Origin of the sequence: Sorangium sp. So ce128 (assembly GCF_051525245.1) — a bacterium.
GTDB lineage: Bacteria > Myxococcota_A > Polyangia > Polyangiales > Polyangiaceae > Sorangium > Sorangium cellulosum_B.
Genome location: NZ_CP150313.1, coordinates 2,931,230 through 2,948,327, shown reverse-complemented (window position 1 = coordinate 2,948,327; position 17,098 = coordinate 2,931,230). Strand labels below are relative to the sequence as shown.

The window sequence follows — 17,098 nt, the reverse complement described above, 5'->3', positions numbered from 1 at the left end:
ATGTGCGGCATCGTCGGAGCGCTGGACCTCGCCGGGCGACGCACGTTCGATCCGGCGCGCCTCGACCGCATGGCGGCGAGCGTGCGGCACCGCGGCCCGGACGACGGCGCCTCCTTTTCAGCGCCAGGGATCGCCATGGCCACGCGGCGCCTCGCCGTCGTCGACGTCGCGGGCGGCCGCCAGCCGATGGCCGACGCGGGCGGCCGCGTGTGGGCCTCGTACAACGGCGAGCTGTTCAACCACGCCGAGCTGCGTCGCGAGCTCGCTGCGCGCGGGCACACGCTGCGCACGCGGTGCGACACCGAGCTATGGCCCGGGCTCTACCTCGACGCGGGCGAGGGCGCCTTCTCCCGCGCGCGCGGGCAGTTCGCCGTGGCGCTCTGGGATCGCGAGGCGCGCACGCTGCTGCTCGGCCGCGACCGGATCGGGATCTGCCCGCTCCACTACGCGGAGGCGGACGGCTGGCTCCTCTGGGCCTCGGAGATCAAGGCGATCCTGGCGAGCGGGCTCGTGCGCCCCGAGGTCGATCCAGCGGGCATCGACCACGTCTTCTCGCTGTTCGCCGCGGGCACGCGGCGGACGTGCTTCCGCGGCGTGCGCTCGATCTGGCCGGGGCACTACCTCCGCGCGCAGGGCGGCGCGGTGGAGGAACGGCGCTACTGGGACCTGGATTTCCCGGCCCAGGGCGAGGAGCGGCGCGTCGCCTCGCTCGACGCGCTGATCGAGGAGACGCGCGCCTGCCTGCGCGACGCCGTGCAGCGCCGCCTCGTCTCCGACGGCCCGGTGGCGACGTACCTGAGCGGCGGGCTCGACTCGACGCTGGTGCTCGGCCTCGCCCGGGAGGCCCGCGGTGACGCGCCCATCGCGTCGTTCACCGTCGGCTTCGACGGCGCCGGGCCCGACGAGCGCCGCCGCGCGACCCGCAGCGCGGCGCGCCTGGGCGCGCGGCTCGAGACCCTGGTGCCCTCGCCGACGGAGATCCTCGAGACCCTCCCGCGCGTGGTGGAGGCCGCCGAGGGCCCCGTGATGGACACGGCCGACGGGTGCGTGCTCCTGCTGGCCGAGCGCGCCGCGCGCCGGGGGTTCAAGGTCGTGCTCACGGGCGAAGGCGCGGACGAGGCGATGGGCGGCTACGTCTGGCACAAGACCCACCGCGCCATGGAGCGCCTCGCGCGCGTCCACCCCGCCCTGCCGCGCGCGATCCGCGACACGCTGGCCGAGCTCGCGGCGCCCGGCACACCCGCGCCCACGTTCCAGGACCACTTCGGCGACGTTCGCCCGAGCCTGCTCGACCTGTACGAGCCGCTCTCCCGCGCGCGCTGGCTGTTCTATTCGGATACGATGGCCGAGCGCGTCGCGGGCCACGACCCGTTCTCCGAGCTCGACATCGCGCCAGCGCGGATGCGCCGCTGGGATCCGCTGAATCGGTCGCTCTACGTGGAGTACAAGCTGATGCTGGCCGGACACCTCCTGGTGGGCAAGGGCGACCGCGCGGCGATGCGCTCGGGCGTGGAGCACCGCTACCCCTTCCTCGACGAGGCCTTCGTCGACCTCGCCAGCGGCCTCTCGCCCCTGTACAAGCTCCGCGGGCTGCGGGAGAAGTGGCTCCTCCGCGAGGTGGCGCGGCGGGTGCTCCCGCGCGACGTCGCCGACCCGCCCAAGGGCATGTTCAAGGCCCACGCGCTCTGCGCGCTCGGGCCCCAGCCCCGCTGGATCGCGCAGCTCGTGAGCCCCGAGTCGCTGCGAAAGACGGGCTACTTCTCGCCCGCGAAGGTCGCCCGCGAGCAGCGCTTCCAGCGGATCCTGCCTGCGCTCGCCCCGCGGCGGATCGTCGCCGACGGGAGCTACACCGCCGTGGTCACCACGCAGCTGTGGCACCACCTCTTCCTCGGCGGCGGGCTGTGCGAGCTGCCCACGTGGTCGCCGCCAGCGCCCGCGGCCGCAGACGAGCGCGCGGCCGCAGACGAGCGCGCGGCCGCAGACGAGCGCGCGGTCGCGTCGACCGAGAGGACGGTCCCATCGTGAGCCTCCAGATCTCCGCCGATCCCGCGCTCTCCGGCCACGAAGGCAGTTCTCGGACGCCGTCCCACGACGGAGAGGCCGCCGCGAGGGAGGACCGGCTCCACACCGCGGTGCGCCGGCGCTGGGACCGCATCGACTGGACGCGCCCGATCCCGCCCGATGCGCTGGTGATCCCCGAGGCGCACTACATGGACGTCGCGGGCCTCGGGCTCACCGAGCGCCAGCGCGTCGCGATCAACCGGCTGTTCGCGTGCTTCACGTGCGAGCTGTTCATCCACTTCGAGGGCTACGTGATCCGGTACCTCGAGCGGTCGGCCCACCGCGCGCCGTACCTGTCCGCGCCCGTCGTCGCCCGCTTCATCGCCGAGGAGCGCACGCACGCGGAGATGTTCCGCCGGCTCCTGCACAGGCTCCGGCCGGATCTCTACCCGACCGACGCGGCCTCGCCGCGCTTCCTGCGCTGGGGCCGGGGCGACGACGCCGCGCTGCGCCTCGCCCCGGCGGGCACGTTCTTCCTGCTCGCGTGGTATTTCGAGGAGATCACGCTCTTCGTGCCGCGGGCGATCGAGGCCCGGCCCGACCAGAGCGCGGCGCTCGTCGCCGAGATCATGGCCCTGCACGCGCGCGAGGAGGCGCCGCACGTCGCCATCGACGAGCGCGTGCTCCTGCACCTGAACGAGCGCTGTCCGCGCTGGCTCGCCGCCATCCAGACAGCCCTCGCGCTGCCCTTCCTGGTGTACGTCGACGGCGTGGTCGGCGACGCCTGGGGCCGCCTTGTGGCCTCGGCCGGCAGCGAGCTGGGCCTCGACGCCGCGCAGCGGCGGCGGCTCGGCGCGCGCGCCCCGACGCAGTCCGATCGCTGGGGCACCGAGAGCTTCACGCGCAAGCTGGAGGGCCGCGGGCTCGCCGGCGCGCCGGCCCTCTGCTGGGCGCTGCGGCGCGCGCTGCGCATGGATCCCGCGTGAGCTCCGGGCTCGCGTACATCGGCGACAGCCACGGCATCCTCTCCGCGTGTCGCGACCTCATCGAGGCCGCCGAGCGGAGCGTCGTCCTGCAGATGTACCTCTTCGCGGCGAACGGCGACCAGACCACGCTGCTGCCGCGCCCGGGCGCGTTCCCCTACGCCGACACCGTCGCCGACTGGCTCATCGCCAAGAAGCGCGCGCGGCCCGATGTGACCGTCGTCGTGATCCTGGACAGCAACACGCCCGCGAACCCCGCCCTGACGCGCCGCCGCGGCGCGCTGGTGCGGAGGCGCCTCGCGGACGCGGGCGTCCTCGTGCTGAACGCCTGCCTGTTCGGCGCGCGGTTCGACCGGCGCCGCCGGCTCCTGCCCCGGATGAACTTCCACCTCGACCACGCGCGCGTGTCGATCGAGGACTGGGTCGAGCACCAGAACCGCTGGCAGGTGCTGCACAACGTCGAGGATCACCGGAAGAACCTGGTGATCGACGGCGGGCGCGCCGGCGCGATCACGTCGCACAACTTCATCGACGCGGCGTTCGACTGGCACGAGAACCTGTTCTGGCTGACGGGCGCCGTGGCCCGCCGGCTCTGGCGCGTCGCGATGGCGGCGATCGGCGAGGCGCTCACCATTCCGCAGGCGATCGGCGCCGAGGGCCGCGCCGCGCTTCACGCGCTCACGTCCGACGCCGCGCGCGCGGCCGACGATCCCGGGACGGAGTGTGCCTCCCCGACGCCCACGCTCGCGCCTGTGCCGGGGTACGCCGGCGGCCTGCGCATCCCCCTCCCCCCGCCCGGCGCGCTCACCGCCGCGGGCGACGAGACGTGCGCGCTCGTCGAGCACGAGGCGATCCGCGCGCGCCTCGCGGACCTGTTCGACGGCGCGGAGGCGGGCGACGAGCTCCTCGTCGCGACCACGTACCTCTCGGACCTGCCGATGCTCGAGGCGCTCGAGCGCGCGGCGGCGCGCGGCGCCCGGGTGCGCGTGCTGATCGACTCCATCGACGCGCTCCCGCTGCCGCCCGCGGCGGCGTGGCTCATCCGCAGCCTGGTCAACCACCACGGGATCACCCGCGCGATCGAGGCCGAGGCGCGGTGGCCGGAGCGCTTCACGCTGCGCGTGCACGACTCGCGCGGCGGGGCGATGATGCACCTCAAGACCGCGGCGCGGCTGGGCGCTCGGCCGATGCTCGTGGGCGGCCAGGCCAACTTCACGCCCAACTCGTTCTCGCGCGCGTGGCTCGAGACCGACCTCGAGACCCGCGATCCGGCCTTCGTGGCCGCGTTCGCGGCGCACTTCGAGCGGCTCTGGGATCTGCCCGCCTCGCGGCGCACGTCGAGCGGCCGGGGGTCGTGGGCGCGCTCGGCGCTGCTGGGCGCGTTCGAGCTGCTCGGCCTCCGGCCCTGACGCGATCAGCGGAGCATGCCGATCACCAGGGCGGCGATCGTCGCGTCCGCGACGATGTGCGCGAGCACGGGCGCAAAGAGCCCGCGGGAGCGCTGCCGCAACAGGCCCAGCATCACGGCCCAGCTGCCCGCCAGGAAGACGCCCAGCAGCCCCCGCGGGAACCCGTGCGCGTGCTGCGCGCCGAACGAGGCGGCCTGCAGGACCACCGCCATGCGCGCGCCCCACGCCGCCGCGAGGCTGGGCTGGAGCACGCCGCGCCAGATCACCTCCTCCAGCGTGGCGTTCAGCACGGCGAAGACCGCGCCTCCCGCGATGAGCACCGGCGTCGACACCTGGAGCAGCTCCGAGCCGGTGATGTCGCGGAGGTCGGGCCGGGCGAGCGCGAGCCACCCGACGAGCGCGACCGGCGTGACGCCGCCGACGAGCGCCGTCCAGCGCTTCGGGAGCCCGCCGGCCGCGCGCCAGCCCTCGGGCGGACGCAGCGCGGGCGCGAGCCGCACGAGCCCGCCGTAAGCCGCGAGCGCCAGGATCATGGCGAGCTGCCAGACGACGCCGAGGCGCATCGCCACCACGATGCACGCCACGAGCGCCGCGACGGCGCGCGCCGGCCCCTGCGCCACGCGGGCCGCGAGCAGCGCCACCAGGGCCGCGGCCGCGGCGACGGCGAGCGTCGCGCGCGGGAACGCGGGCGCGTCGAGCGCGGCCTGGAGCGCCAGGAGGCCGAGGGAGACCAGGCTCAGCGCGCGGTCGGCGCGCGCCTTCGGCTCGGAGAGGGCGGACGTGGGCTCTTGCATCGGGATCGCGCGGACGAGTCCAATCTACCTGGTTCCACCCGCCGGAGGTCCGGACAGAGAGTTCAACGCAAAGGCGCAAAGAAACCAGGACACAGGGATAAAGAAGAGGGGGAAGCCGGGATGGCCCTCTCCCTCATCTCTTGGCGGCCCTGGCGCGCTTGGCGGTTCTTCTGCTGATTCGGGGCAACTTCCCGCAGCAATGCTACTCGCGCGGCACCAGGCGCGACAGGACGACCCCCGGGATCGACGCCGCGAACGCGATCGCGAAGAACGCCGTGAACCCCGCGCTGGCGGCCAGGTAGCCGCTCGCGCTGCCGGCGAACGTCGCAGAGACCGACATGAGCGCCGACCCGATCGCGAAGTGCGACGACTTGTACCCGTCCACGCAGCGCCGCATCAGGAACACCGCGAGCACCGCCGTCCCGACGCCGGCGGCGAGCTGCTCGAGCGTGACGAGCGCGACGACCCACGGGAGCGCCGGCCGCGCCCACGCGAGCGCCACGTACAGCAGGATCGCCAGGCTCTGCACGAGCGCGATCGGGAAGATGGTCCGCGCGAGCCCCCACCGCTTGATGATCACCCCGCCGAGGATCGAGCCGGCGATCGAGGCGACCGTCCCGACCCCGCCCACGTTGCCTCGCGCCGCCGTGTCGAGGCCGAGGCTCTTCAGCAGCGGCGACGACATCGCGAACATGAGCGCGTCCCCTGCCCGGTAGCAGAGAATGAACGCCAGGCTCGACGCGATCTGCGGCTGCCGCAGGTACACACGGAACGGCTCGATGTAGCGCCGCAGCCCGGTCGCTCCTGGCGCGGCGCCGGCTCCGGGCGTCGCGGCCGGGCGCGGCAGCCCCGCGGCGTGCCCGATCGCGAGCAGCGCGAGCCCGCCTGCCGCGACGGCGAACGCCGCGCCAAAGGACGCCCAGCCCGCGAACGCGACAAGCAGCGCGCCCGCGAGCAGCGCGAGCCGGTACGCGCCGACCCGCAGCCCGGAGAACGCCGCCTGCGCGTCCTTGTCGAGCGCCTGCAGGTAGAAGCCGTCGACCGCGATGTCGTGCGTCGCTGCGGCGACGGCGACCGCCCCGAACAGCGCCGCCACGAGCCAGATCGCGCCGCTGTCCGCCGCCGCAGCGAGCCCGAGGACGATCGCGGCGAGCGCGATCTCGACCGCCACGAGCCAGCGCCGCGGGCTGCCGTGGAGGTCGACCAGCGGGCTCCAGAGGAACTTGAGGTTCCACGGGAGCCCGTAGAGCGACGTCAGCCCGATGATCTCCAGGCTCGCCCCCGCCGCCGTGAAGAACTCCCCCGCCACCTTGTGCGCGATCGCGTACGGCAGGCCCTCGGCAAAGTAGGTCGACGAGATCCACAGGCCCCGGCTCGCCCCTCCCGCCACCGCGTCGGGCGCCGCCGCCACGCCGGACGACGCCGCCTCACCAGGCGCCTCCTCGGAGGCGTCACGCCTCGGCGCCTCCGCTCCCGGCTCGGGCAGCGCGGCGCGCGCCGGGGCCGCGGGCTCGACGGGCTTGTGGGATGTAACGGCAGCCTCCACGCCTTCTCCGCACCCTTACACGATGCGCCCCGGGACGGAGCAAGTTCCAGGACGCCCGACCGCCGCGCACGACCGTGGAAGCAAACACGACGCCGTGAGGCCGCGACGCCGTGAGGCCGCGACGCCGTGAGGACGCGACGCCGTGAGGACGCGACGCCGTGAGGACGCAGCGGACTCCATCGCGAGCGACGCTGTGGTATCGGTCCGGCATCTGGTTTAAACGGTGAACTGCATGCGACGGGCTCACGCTCCTTCGGTGTCCCCCTGCCGTCACGGCGGCGACGCCGATCGTGGCGCTTCGTGCCGCTCCGGCCGTGCGGCCGCGCTCGCGCGCGCCGACCGCGCGCCGACCCGGCCGGCGCCTTGCCCATCTCCGGTCTTTCCGAGGGAGCCAGCGTGAACGAGTACACCCGGCGCGAGGAGGTCCGCGCCACCTTCATCGCCTCGGCCATCCTCGTCCTGTGCATCGCCGTGGCGGTCCTCCGGCTCGTCACCGTGGAGGGCAGGCTCGTCTCCGACCCGGGCGCGCGGCGCCAGGCCGAGGAGTCCGAGGCCCGCGTCGCGCCCGCGCGGGCGTGCGCCCTCGCCGGCGAGAAGCTGATCGTCGAGATCGACCTGTTCAAGGCGGCCGCGAAATCGGCGCGCATGCCCGACCCGGGCGAGGCGCCCCCCGCGCCGCCCCCGCCGGCGACGACCACGAAGGGGCGCCCGCCGCGCAACGCGCCGCCGCCGCCGAAGCCCAAGGAGCCGGACAAGCAGGGCGCGTGGGCCTCCGCCCAGCCGCTCTACAAGCAGGTCAAGACCCTGTCGGGATGCCGCGAGGCGACCGAGGCGCTCCTGGGGGCTCGGGTGAACGCCATCCCCGCCTGGGAGGCCATCGCCAAGGCGGCCGCGATCACGCCGCCAGGCGCCGCGGAGGCCGAGCAGTTCGAGGCGGCGAAGCAGCTGCTCTCGCTCGTCGCCGACATCCCGGCCGACAAGGTCGCGCAGGCCACGAAGGACGCCGAGGCGGCGTTCAAGGCGAACGCGGAGCGCGACCGGGAGCGCGCGCTCACCGCGATGGTCCGCGAGCCGCTGCCTCAGGGCGTCTTCTCGCGGCGCGTGGCCGTGAGCGTCGGCGTCGGGCTGACGGTCTGCGCCCTCTTCATCAGCTACCTGGGCGTGCGGGCCGCCTCGATGCGCCGCCTCGCGACGCTGCTCCCGCTGCGCGACGCGGTCCGCAGCGGGCGCCCGGGCATGCAGGCCGCGGAGATCTTGAAGACCGCCGCGGCCCACAACAGCGGCGAGCCCGGCCTCGTGATCGGCGCCGCCATCGGCGGGTTCTCCGCGGCCCTCCTCGCCCCGAGGGACGCCGACCTGTTCGTCGCGGGCGTCATGGCGGGCCTCCTCATCGGCCTCGGCGCGCAGTGGGCCTTCCGCCTCGCCCTCGGCGCGGGCCGCTGGCGCGCCCGCACCACGGAGCTCGCCGAGGTCGAGAAGCCGGCCATCCCCATCGTGCTCGTCCTGAGCGGCGTGAAGCCCGGCCTCGAGCTCGAGTTCATCCAGTTCCTCCGCTCGCTGCCCCCCGCCGACGCCGCCGCGGCGGTCGAGAAGCTCGCCTCCCAGGCCGAGGAGCGCATCCTCGCCGCCGCCGACGCGGGCGCCGCCCTCACCCACGGGAAGCCGCCGCCAGGGTGACGCCGGCAGCGTGACGCCGGCCGGCGCAGGGGGCGCGCCTGCCCCCTGCACGACCACAGAACTCCCGCGGGGTGTCCCCGCGAACACAGCGCGGCGACGGCCCTGCACCGAGCGCTCGATCCGCACGCCGTTCCATGGAATGGAGGCGCTCCCGACATGAGACACCCCCTGCAGGCCCGCCGGCCGTCCGGGCGATGGGCGCTCCTCTCGCTGCTCGCCGCCACCTGGTGGCTCGCCGCGCCCCCTGCAGCGGCGCAGGACACGGCCGCTCCGAAGGCCGCCGCGCCGCAGGCCGACGACGTTCCGCCCGCGACGCACGTCGCCTCGCTGCAGGCCGACGGCCCTCCGGCCGCCGCCCAGGCCGCCACGCCGCAGGCCGACAGCCCTCCGGCGGAGGGCGGCCCGCCCCCGACGGACGGAGCCGCCGGGGCCGGCGCGCCGTCGGGCGGCGCCGGCGGCGCCGGCGGCGCGGCCTCGGACGCGCGCGATCCGGCCGAGCGCAGCGCGGCGCGGCGCGACAGGCCCGGGGCGACGAGCAGCCGCGCCACCCCCTCGAAGAAGCGCCGCGGGGACATCAACCCGTGCATGACGCCCGATCCGGGCTGGGGCGTCTACGACCGGTGGTCCCGCGCGCCCTCGATCGGGCAGATGATCATGCCCCACCGGGGCGGGGTCACGAAGCGCGGCGGCTTCGACGTCATCATCCACTTCCACGGCCACGAGGCGCTCCGGAAGGAGTTCGTGAAGACCGCCGAGGGCGCCGTCCTCGTCGGCATCGATCTGGGCATCGGCTCGGGCGCGTACTCGAGCGCGTTCTCGGCGCCGTACGTCTTCGAGAACCTGCTCGACAGCATCGAGCGCGCCGTCGCGAAGAAGACCGGCAAGAAGAAGGCCTACATCCGCAAGCTCGGCCTCTCGTCGTGGAGCGCGGGCTACGGCGCCGTCGAGCAGATCCTGCGGCAGCCGGCCGGCAAGCGGGTCGACGCCCTCGTGCTGCTCGACTCGCTCCACGCCGGGTACGCCGACGAGCAGCAGCACAAGCTCAAGGTCGCGCAGATCGAGCCGTTCATCGCGTTCGCGAGGCGCGCCGCGGCGGGCGAGGCGTTCATGTTCATGAGCCACTCCTCCATCCTGCCGCCCGGCTACGCGTCGACGGCGGAGACGGCGGACTTCATCGTGCGGCAGCTGCGGGGCAAGCCGAGGGGCTCCTCCCGCGCCGACGTGCTCGGCCTCGACATGATCCGGCGCTTCGACCGCGGCGACTTCCACGTCCGCGGGTACACCGGCGACGACAAGCCCGATCACTGCGCCCACATCGGCCTGATGGCGGACGTCGTGCGGGTCCACCTCAACCCGCGGTGGAAGTCGCCGCGAGGCCGGCGCTAGATGGGCGGCATCGGCGTCATCATCAACCCCCGCTCGCGGCAGAACCTGAGCGATCCCCGCGCGGCGGTCCGGCTCGCGCGCGCGCTCGGCGACCACGGCGTCGTCCGCGCCGCGCGCTCCCGCGAGGACCTCGCCCGGATCGCGGAGGACTTCCGGAAGCTCGACATCGACGTGCTCGGCATCTCCGGGGGCGACGGCACGAACCACGTCACCATCACCGGCTTCCTCGACGTCTACGAGAACGAGCCGCTGCCGCCGATCGCCTTCCTGCGCGGCGGGACGATGAACACCGTGGCGAACGCCGTGGGCGTCCCCCGCGGGCGCCCCGACGGCCTGCTCGCGGGGCTCATCGCCCGCTACACCGAACGCGGCCGGCACCCGCTGCGCTGGATCGAGCGCCACGTGATGCAGATCGGCGCCCACTACGGCTTCATCTTCGGCACCGGCTGCGTCCACGGCTTCATCGCCGAGTACAACCGCAGCGACGAGCGGAGCGCGCTCTGGGCCGCCAAGGTCCTCGCCCGCGCGAGCGCCGCCGTGCTCCTCAACACGGGCACCCAGGTCGCCGCGCGCTGGCAAGGCCGCGTCCACTTCGAGGACGGCTCGGCGTTCCCGGACCGCGACTACCTCGCCGTCGCCGCCGGCACGGTGGACCAGATCGGCCTCGGGTTCCGCCCGTTCCACCGCCACGACGAGCGCCCGGAGAGCTTCCACATGCTGGGCATCCACACCTCCGCGCTCGGCTTCGTCAGGAAGCTGCCCGATATCTGGCGAGCGCGGCCGATGGGCGAGGCGCACACGTTCGAGAAGATCGCCCGGCGCGCGGTGCTCGAGGCCAGGTCGGGCGTGGTCCACTACGTCTGCGACGGCGACGTGCACGAGCACGCAGGCCCGCTCACCGTGCGCATCGGCCCGCGGGTGAAGATCCTCGTGGAGCACAAGTCCGGCCATCGCCCCGCCGGCCCCCGGCGCACGTCGCACGATGTGTGCGCCCGCGGCGAGCGCGCGCATCCCTGCGGAATCGTACGCTGATCATGCACGGATCACGCGCTGACCATGCACCGCCGGCGCGCCGGCGCGCGGGCAGGCAGCGGCGCGCGGGCAGGCAGCGACGTACGGGTGCGCGAGACCATGGCTGTGAGAGGCCAGCAAAGTTAGACTGCGTTCGCTCCATGCCGCCGCGCTCCTCCTCCGCGCCCGCCTCGTCGACGGACTCGACCCCGCGGCCCGAGAGCGCGAGCCGCTCGTTCGCATCGTCTGCGGCGTTCCCGCGCGCCAGCGCTCCGGACTCGCTCGACCCGGAGCTGATCGATCCGTCCCTCGTGACACCGCCTCCGGAGGCCAGCGCGCCGTCGCCCGCTCCGGGGAAGGCGGCGCGGCGCATCTACCGCGAGGGCGACGTGATCGGCGGCAAATACCGCCTGCGCTACGTCCTCGGCGAGGGCGGCATGGGGATGGTGTGGCTGGCCCACAACGACATCCTCAACATCGACGTCGCCATCAAGTTCATCCGGCGCGAGGTCAACTCGACCGAGGCGACGGTGCGCCTCCACCAGGAGGCCCGCGCCGCCGCGCGGATCGATCACCCCTCGATCGTCCGCGTGATCGACTTCGGGGAGTCCGAGCACCGCGACCCGTACATCGTGATGGAGGTGCTCCGGGGAGAGCAGCTGGTCGAGGCGATCGAGCGCAGGAAGCGCTTCTCGCCCACGGCGGCGCTCCGCATCCTCCTGCCCATCGCGAGCGCCGTCGCCGCGGCGCACGACAGAAGGATCGTCCACCGCGATCTCAAGCCCGAGAACATCTTCCTCGTGAAGAACGATCGCGGCGACATCACCCCGAAGATCGTCGACTTCGGCATCGCCAAGGTGTGGAGCGAGACGGCGAGCGGCGAGATGACCAAGGCGGGCACGGTGCTCGGCAGCCCCGATTACATGTCGCCCGAGCAGGCGCGCGGCATCACCGACGTCGACGGGCAGACCGACGTCTGGGCGTTCGCCGTGGTGCTCTACGAGACGATCACCGGCCAGAAGCCGTTCCAGGGCGGCAACTACCACGACCTCGTGGCGGCGATCCTCGTCAAGGATCCGACGCCGATCACCGCGCTCGGCGTGGGCGACGAGGCGCTGTGGGCCATCATCGCGCGCGGCCTCGGGAAGGAGCGCTTCAACAGGTGGCGGACCATGCGCGAGATGGGCGTTGCGCTCGCGCGCTGGGCGACCGAGAACGGCGTCGTGGAGGACGTGACCGGGACCTCGCTCGCCGTGCACTGGCTGAGCGACGGCGAGCAGCGGCCCCTCTCCGAGCGGCCGGCGGTGCGGGCGCAGCAGCGGCACATCTCCGAGCGGCCGGCGGTGCGGGCGCAGAGGAGCAGCGAGGACCACCAGGAGGTCGCTGTACACCCTGTCCACCAGGAGGCCGCTCGCCCGACCGGGGACCGGCGGCGCGTCGCCGTCGTCGCGGCGGCGGGGCTGGCGACGCTCGTGATCCTCGGCGCCGCGCTGTTCTCCTTGCGCGCCATGACCGCGCGGGACGGCAGCGCCGAGCCCGCGCCTTCGGCGCCGCTCGCTGCGTCGCAGGGCCAGCCGCAGGCCGCCGCCGCCGCACCATCGACCGCACAGGGCCTCGCGCCCGAGAGCCGCCCCGAGCCAGCCCGCACGGCCGAGCCGCAGCCCTCGGCCGGCGCGGCCCGCCTCGGACCGGCGGAGAGCCCCACCGCGAGCGCCCACGCGCGGGAGCCCGCGCCGGCGCCCCGGAGCGCCGGCTCGCGACGGACCGCGCCCTCGCGGGCGGGCGCGAAGACCTCTGGCGCTGCCTTGCCGGTCCCGGCCCGGCCGAACTTCTAGCGTCGCGATGTCTTCCCAGGAAAGCCCCGCTCGCGAGACGCGACATCGAAGGCCCACGACCGGCGCGCGCTGGCCGCTGCTGCTCGCGCTGGCCGTGCTCACCGGCGCCTGCTCGCTGCTCGCGGAGAGCGCCCTCTCCGACAAACCTTCCGAGGGCGGCCAGGACGCGACCTCGACGGGCGGCGGCTGCGCGCCCGACTGCCCGGACGGCGCCTGCTGCGGCGGTACGTGCGTCGCGCTGGACAAGGACCGGGAGCACTGCGGCGCCTGCGGCAACGCGTGCGGTGACGGGGAGTCGTGCTGCGGCGGGTCGTGCACCAACGTGCTGAACGATCCGTCGCACTGCGGCGCGTGCGGCGTGCCGTGCCCGCACACCCTCTGCGTGGGCGGCCACTGCTCGTCCGAGTGCGTCTTCGGCTTCGACAACTGCGACGGGAACGTCGTCACCAACGGCTGCGAGGTCGATCTCAAGAGCGATCCCGAGCGCTGCGGCGGTTGCTCGCTCCGTTGCCCCTCGGGCGCGATCTGCGACGCGGGGCAGTGCGCGTGCGCGCCGCCGCTCCTCGACTGCGACAACCTCCACGACACGGGGTGCGAGATCGACGGCTCCTCGGATCCCGCGAACTGCGGCGCCTGCGGCGTCACCTGCGGGCCGAACATGGAGTGCCGGGCCGGCGTGTGCGGGTGCGCGCCGGGATACGCCGACTGCAACGGCTCACCCGACGACGGCTGCGAGGCCACGCTCGGGACAGAGGCGGACTGCCGGGCCTGCGGGGATGCCTGCGCGAGCGGCATGATCTGCGACGGCCGCAGCGGCTGCGCCTGCGCGAGCGGGCGCCTCGACTGCGACGGCGCGCCCGGCTGCGAGGCGATCACCATCGACCCGACGACCTGCGGCGCGTGCGACGTGCGGTGCGCGCCGGAGGCGGCCTACTGCGACGGCGCGGCGTGCGCCGCCGGCTGCGCCGCCGGCCTCGCCGCGTGCGACTCCTCGTGCATCGACACGCAGGTCAGCCCGTTCCACTGCGGCGCGTGCGGGGTCGCCGCGGGGCCGCACCAGCGCTGCGACCGAGGCGAGCTGGTGTGCGACGAGGGCTTCGCGGACTGCGACCCGGTCGCCCCGGGCTGCGAGTCCGATCTCACCAGGGATCCGCGGCACTGCGGCGCGTGCAGCACCGCCTGCAAGCCGGGCGCCGTGTGCGTGTCCGGCGCGTGCGCGTGCGGGGCGCTCACGCCGCACGACTGCGGCACGGCGTGCCGCGCCTGCTGCTCGGACGAGGACTGCTCGGACGGCGACGGCTGCACCACCGACGTGTGCGAAGACGGCGGCGCGAGGTGCAAGAGCACGGGCTGCGCCGACGGAGAGCAGTGCTGCAGCCTCGTCGCGTGCCGCCAGTGCTGCACCAGCGCAGACTGCAGCGGGGGCGAGATCTGCTCCGGCGGCGCCTGCATCCCGCCCTGCGGAGGCGGCCTCGTGGCCTGCGAGGGCGAGTGCGTCAGCCTGGGCTCGGCCGATCACTGCGGCGCGTGCGGGAACGCCTGCCTGAGCGGGCGCGAGTGCCGCACCGGCCAGTGCACGCCCGCGTGGGCCCCGATGACGAGGACCGGCGCGCCCGCGCCGCGGCAGATGGCCGCGGCGACCTGGATCGGGAACGCGCTCTTCCTGTGGGGCGGCCGCACGTCGGTCGGGGACGTGGGCGACGGGGCGCTCTACGATCCGGCGCGCGACACGTGGTCGACGCTGGGCAACGAGGGCGCCCCCTCGCCGCGCGTGCTCGCGGCCGCGGCGTGGACGGGCTCCCGGGTGCTCGTCTGGGGCGGCGGCTCTTTCGGGAGCCCGCTCGGCCTGTCCACCGGCGGCGTGTACGACCCGGCGGCGCGGACCTGGCGCGCGATGAGCACCACCAGCGCCCCCGCGGCGCGGCGGATGCCGATCGGCGTGTGGACCGGCACGCGCCTCCTGATCTGGGGCGGCTCCGCGGGCGGCGCCCCGGTCGCCGGCGGCGGGCTCTACAACCCGGTCGCCGACGCATGGACGCCGGCCTCCAGCGCCGGCGCGGCCCCCGCGCGCGAAGGCGTCGCGTGGGCCTGGTCGGGCACGGAGCTCTACCTGTTCGGCGGGCGAGCCGGCGAGGCGACCACGAACGAGGGGTACGCCTACAACCCCACCACCGACGTCTGGCGGTCGCTGCCCAGCGCCGACGCGCCGAGCCCGAGGACCGAAGCGTTCGCGGTCTGGATGGGCGATCGGCTCCTCGTCTGGGGCGGGCAGGACCAGGAGGGCGTCGCCCGCAAGGGCGGTGGGATCTACGATCCGACGGCCGACGCGTGGCGCGGGATCGACGACAAGGGGGCCCCCTCGGAGCGCAGCCGCGTCGAGCGGCGCACCGGCTGGACCGGGTGGACCGGCGCGCACGCTCTCGTCGCCGGCGGGCGGAGCGGCGTGACGCTCAGGCGAGACGGGAAGCTGTACGATCCGATGACGATGGCGTGGGGAGCGAACATGTCGGCCGCGGGCAAGCAGCACACCTACGGCGTGGGCGTGTGGACGGGGACCGAGCTCATCTTGTGGTCCGGGCTCGAGGGGTTCTCGCTGGTGCCCGACGGGGAGCGGTTCAGGCCGTGACGCCTCGGCGGACGCGCGCGCTCTCGGGCGTCCTGGCGCTCCTCGTGGCGGGCGCGATGCTCGCCGCGCCCGCGCCCGCCGCGGCCCAGAGCGCGGCCGACGTCGCCGTCGCGCGCGAGATCTTCATCGAGGCCTCCGAGCTCGCCAGGCAGGGCCGCTGGGAGCAGGCGCGGGAGCAGTACGAGCGCTCGCTCGCGATCAAGCGCGCGCCGATCACCCTCTACAGCCTCGGGGTGGCCCAGCAGCAGACGGGGCAGCTCGTCGAGGCGCTCGAGAACTTCCGCGCGTTCCTGGTCGAGCCGTCCGCGCCCGCGACAAAAGGGTACGAGAAGCTCGCGCGGCAGGCGATCCAGGAGCTCGAGCACAAGGTCGCGGCGCTCGAGCTGCGGCTCTCCCCGGGCGACGCCGTCGGCCTCGAGGTGAAGATCGACGGCGTCGTGGTGCCCGCGGCGGCGCTCGATCGCCCGCGCCCGGTCAACCCGGGGGATCACACGGTGACCGCGAGCGCGCCGGGCTACCGCGAGGCCGAGCGGAGCGTCGCAGCGGCGCCGGGGAGCCGCGCCGTCGTCGTGCTGAGCCTCGAGCGCGAGGTCGTCGCGCCGGCAGCGCCCGCCGGGCCGAGGGTGTCCTCGACGAGCGCTCCAGCGAGCGTCGCTCCGGCCAGACCGGTCCTGCGCGGCGCCCCGCCGAGCTCCGCGCCCGACGCTGCGCCGAGCCGCGTGGTGCCGATCGTGCTGCTCGCCGGCGGTCTGACCACCGTGGCGGCCGGCGCGGCCATCGGGCTGCTCGGGGTCGCGAGCGCGTCGGACGCACCGACGCGGGACGGGGACGCGGCCGACGGCGCGCGCGCCCAGGCGCTCGCGGGCGACATCGTCGCCGGCGCCGGCCTCCTCGCGGCGGGCGTCGGCGTGCTCGTGATGGTCTTCGACCGCGATCCCGCCGGCGCCCCGCGAAAGCAGCCCCCGCCGCGCGCCGCCCTCGATCCGTTCCGCCTCACCGTGCGCTTCTGACTTCTGACGCGGGAGCTAGGCCTTCGGCATCTCCCTGCGGTCGAGGTTCACCACCACGAACGCGCCGTAATTCAGGACCGTGAGCGAGTCCTCGTCCACGATGAGCACGCGGACGCACTGGGGCGGAGATGGCGCGAGCAGGTCGACGTACGGATCGAACGGCGCCTCGTCCACGGGCGGCAGCACGGCGTGCAGGAACTCGTGGAGCCGCGCGCGGTGGTCGACGATGATGCTCGCGCCCGGCGCCTCCGCGCTGCCCCGCGCGTCGATCCGGAAAAACACCCGGCGCGCCGCCGGGGACACGACGAGGATCGCCGCGTCCGTCACCTCGATCTCGCTGGACGTGCACAGCCGCTCCACGCGACGGCTCACGGCCTCCTCCACCGTCTGGAACAGCCGCAGCCGCCGGCGCTGCCCTTCCGTGAGGCCCGGCTCCTCGATGTACGCCTCGAGGCTGCACCCGCGCATGTTCCGCTCGCACCCGTACGTCATGCGTCTGCACCGTGGCTCGGCCTGCTCACCCGCCTCTGGCAGCCGGGTCGGACAGCCGTCACGCCTCCCCGCACGGGCGCTCATGCACGGGACTAGCCAACACCCCCAGCACCGCGGCGCCGCTCCAGGGTTGGTCGCGGCCTCCATGGTTTCCACGGCTCGTGGGCAGCGACCGGGACGCACGCCTGCGTCCTGGAAGGCAGCACGGCCGCGCGGCGGGAGATGCAGGCGCGAACGCTCGCACGGAAGTGCACAGCCACCAGGGCGATGCGCTCACACCGCCCGATGCGCGAGAGCCGCTCCGTGTGCCCCGGGCGGCAGGGCGTGG

General features: G+C 74.7%; 12 protein-coding genes. 9 read left to right on the top strand and 3 right to left on the bottom strand.

From position 1 onward, the window contains the following. The 3 genes from asnB to WME82_RS11515 are packed head-to-tail and all read left to right on the top strand — an operon-like array spanning window position 1 to window position 4,393. Window positions 1-2,025 carry an asparagine synthase (glutamine-hydrolyzing) gene (gene asnB, locus WME82_RS11525; RefSeq protein WP_438042868.1) on the top strand — a complete coding sequence of 675 codons (2,025 nt, stop codon included), beginning with the start codon at window positions 1-3 and terminating at the stop codon, window positions 2,023-2,025. Then, window positions 2,022-2,987, top strand: coding sequence for a diiron oxygenase (locus WME82_RS11520; protein ID WP_438042867.1), 966 nt, complete (start codon window positions 2,022-2,024; stop codon window positions 2,985-2,987). Before asnB ends, WME82_RS11520 begins: the two co-directional genes overlap by 4 nt. Next, window positions 2,984-4,393, top strand: coding sequence for a phospholipase D-like domain-containing protein (locus WME82_RS11515; RefSeq protein ID WP_438042866.1), 1,410 nt, complete (start codon window positions 2,984-2,986; stop codon window positions 4,391-4,393). Before WME82_RS11520 ends, WME82_RS11515 begins: the two co-directional genes overlap by 4 nt. A gap of 5 nt (window positions 4,394-4,398) precedes the next feature. On the opposite strand, the gene WME82_RS11510 is transcribed toward WME82_RS11515, so the two are convergent. Together WME82_RS11510 and WME82_RS11505 are read right to left on the bottom strand one after the other, a co-directional pair. Then, window positions 4,399-5,187 (bottom strand): CPBP family glutamic-type intramembrane protease, encoded by a 789-nt coding sequence (locus WME82_RS11510; RefSeq protein ID WP_438042865.1) that lies wholly within the window; start codon window positions 5,185-5,187, stop codon window positions 4,399-4,401. Window positions 5,188-5,389: 202 nt separating this feature from the next. Continuing rightward, a complete protein-coding gene (locus WME82_RS11505; protein WP_438042864.1) occupies window positions 5,390-6,733 on the bottom strand; it encodes an MFS transporter in 1,344 nt (447 codons plus the stop codon). 396 nt (window positions 6,734-7,129) lie between these two features. Between WME82_RS11505 and WME82_RS11500 the strand changes: the two genes are divergently transcribed. The 6 genes from WME82_RS11500 (at window position 7,130) to WME82_RS11475 (ending at window position 16,278) form a co-directional block, all read left to right on the top strand. Beyond that, entirely contained in the window at window positions 7,130-8,410 is a 1,281-nt protein-coding gene (locus WME82_RS11500; RefSeq protein WP_437870541.1) for a hypothetical protein, read from the top strand. A 156-nt stretch (window positions 8,411-8,566) separates the two neighbouring features. Beyond that, window positions 8,567-9,796, top strand: a complete 1,230-nt coding sequence (locus WME82_RS11495; RefSeq protein WP_438042863.1) for a hypothetical protein — start codon at window positions 8,567-8,569, stop codon at window positions 9,794-9,796. Then, the gene (locus tag WME82_RS11490; protein WP_438042862.1) at window positions 9,797-10,828 is read left to right on the top strand and encodes a diacylglycerol/lipid kinase family protein; all 1,032 of its coding nucleotides are present in this window, start codon (window positions 9,797-9,799) and stop codon (window positions 10,826-10,828) included. A gap of 140 nt (window positions 10,829-10,968) precedes the next feature. Continuing rightward, window positions 10,969-12,642 carry a protein kinase domain-containing protein gene (locus WME82_RS11485; RefSeq protein ID WP_438042861.1) on the top strand — a complete coding sequence of 558 codons (1,674 nt, stop codon included), beginning with the start codon at window positions 10,969-10,971 and terminating at the stop codon, window positions 12,640-12,642. Between the two features lie 7 nt (window positions 12,643-12,649). Beyond that, entirely contained in the window at window positions 12,650-15,268 is a 2,619-nt protein-coding gene (locus WME82_RS11480) for a Kelch repeat-containing protein (protein WP_438042860.1), read from the top strand. Further along, the gene (locus tag WME82_RS11475) at window positions 15,265-16,278 is read left to right on the top strand and encodes a hypothetical protein (protein WP_438042859.1); all 1,014 of its coding nucleotides are present in this window, start codon (window positions 15,265-15,267) and stop codon (window positions 16,276-16,278) included. Before WME82_RS11480 ends, WME82_RS11475 begins: the two co-directional genes overlap by 4 nt. 15 nt (window positions 16,279-16,293) lie before the next feature. Here the strand turns inward: WME82_RS11475 and WME82_RS11470 are convergent, their stop codons facing one another. After that, the gene (locus WME82_RS11470; RefSeq protein WP_438042858.1) at window positions 16,294-16,770 is read right to left on the bottom strand and encodes a hypothetical protein; all 477 of its coding nucleotides are present in this window, start codon (window positions 16,768-16,770) and stop codon (window positions 16,294-16,296) included. Window positions 16,771-17,098 lie beyond the last annotated feature (328 nt).

Coding starts and splice junctions, on each gene's coding strand:
- asnB (WP_438042868.1), top strand. CDS start 1: ATGTGCGGCATCGTCGGAGCGCTGGACCTCGCCGGGCGACGCACGTTC.
- WME82_RS11510 (WP_438042865.1), bottom strand. CDS start 5,187: ATGCAAGAGCCCACGTCCGCCCTCTCCGAGCCGAAGGCGCGCGCCGAC.
- WME82_RS11495 (WP_438042863.1), top strand. CDS start 8,567: ATGAGACACCCCCTGCAGGCCCGCCGGCCGTCCGGGCGATGGGCGCTC.
- WME82_RS11490 (WP_438042862.1), top strand. CDS start 9,797: ATGGGCGGCATCGGCGTCATCATCAACCCCCGCTCGCGGCAGAACCTG.
- WME82_RS11485 (WP_438042861.1), top strand. CDS start 10,969: ATGCCGCCGCGCTCCTCCTCCGCGCCCGCCTCGTCGACGGACTCGACC.
- WME82_RS11480 (WP_438042860.1), top strand. CDS start 12,650: ATGTCTTCCCAGGAAAGCCCCGCTCGCGAGACGCGACATCGAAGGCCC.
- WME82_RS11470 (WP_438042858.1), bottom strand. CDS start 16,770: ATGACGTACGGGTGCGAGCGGAACATGCGCGGGTGCAGCCTCGAGGCG.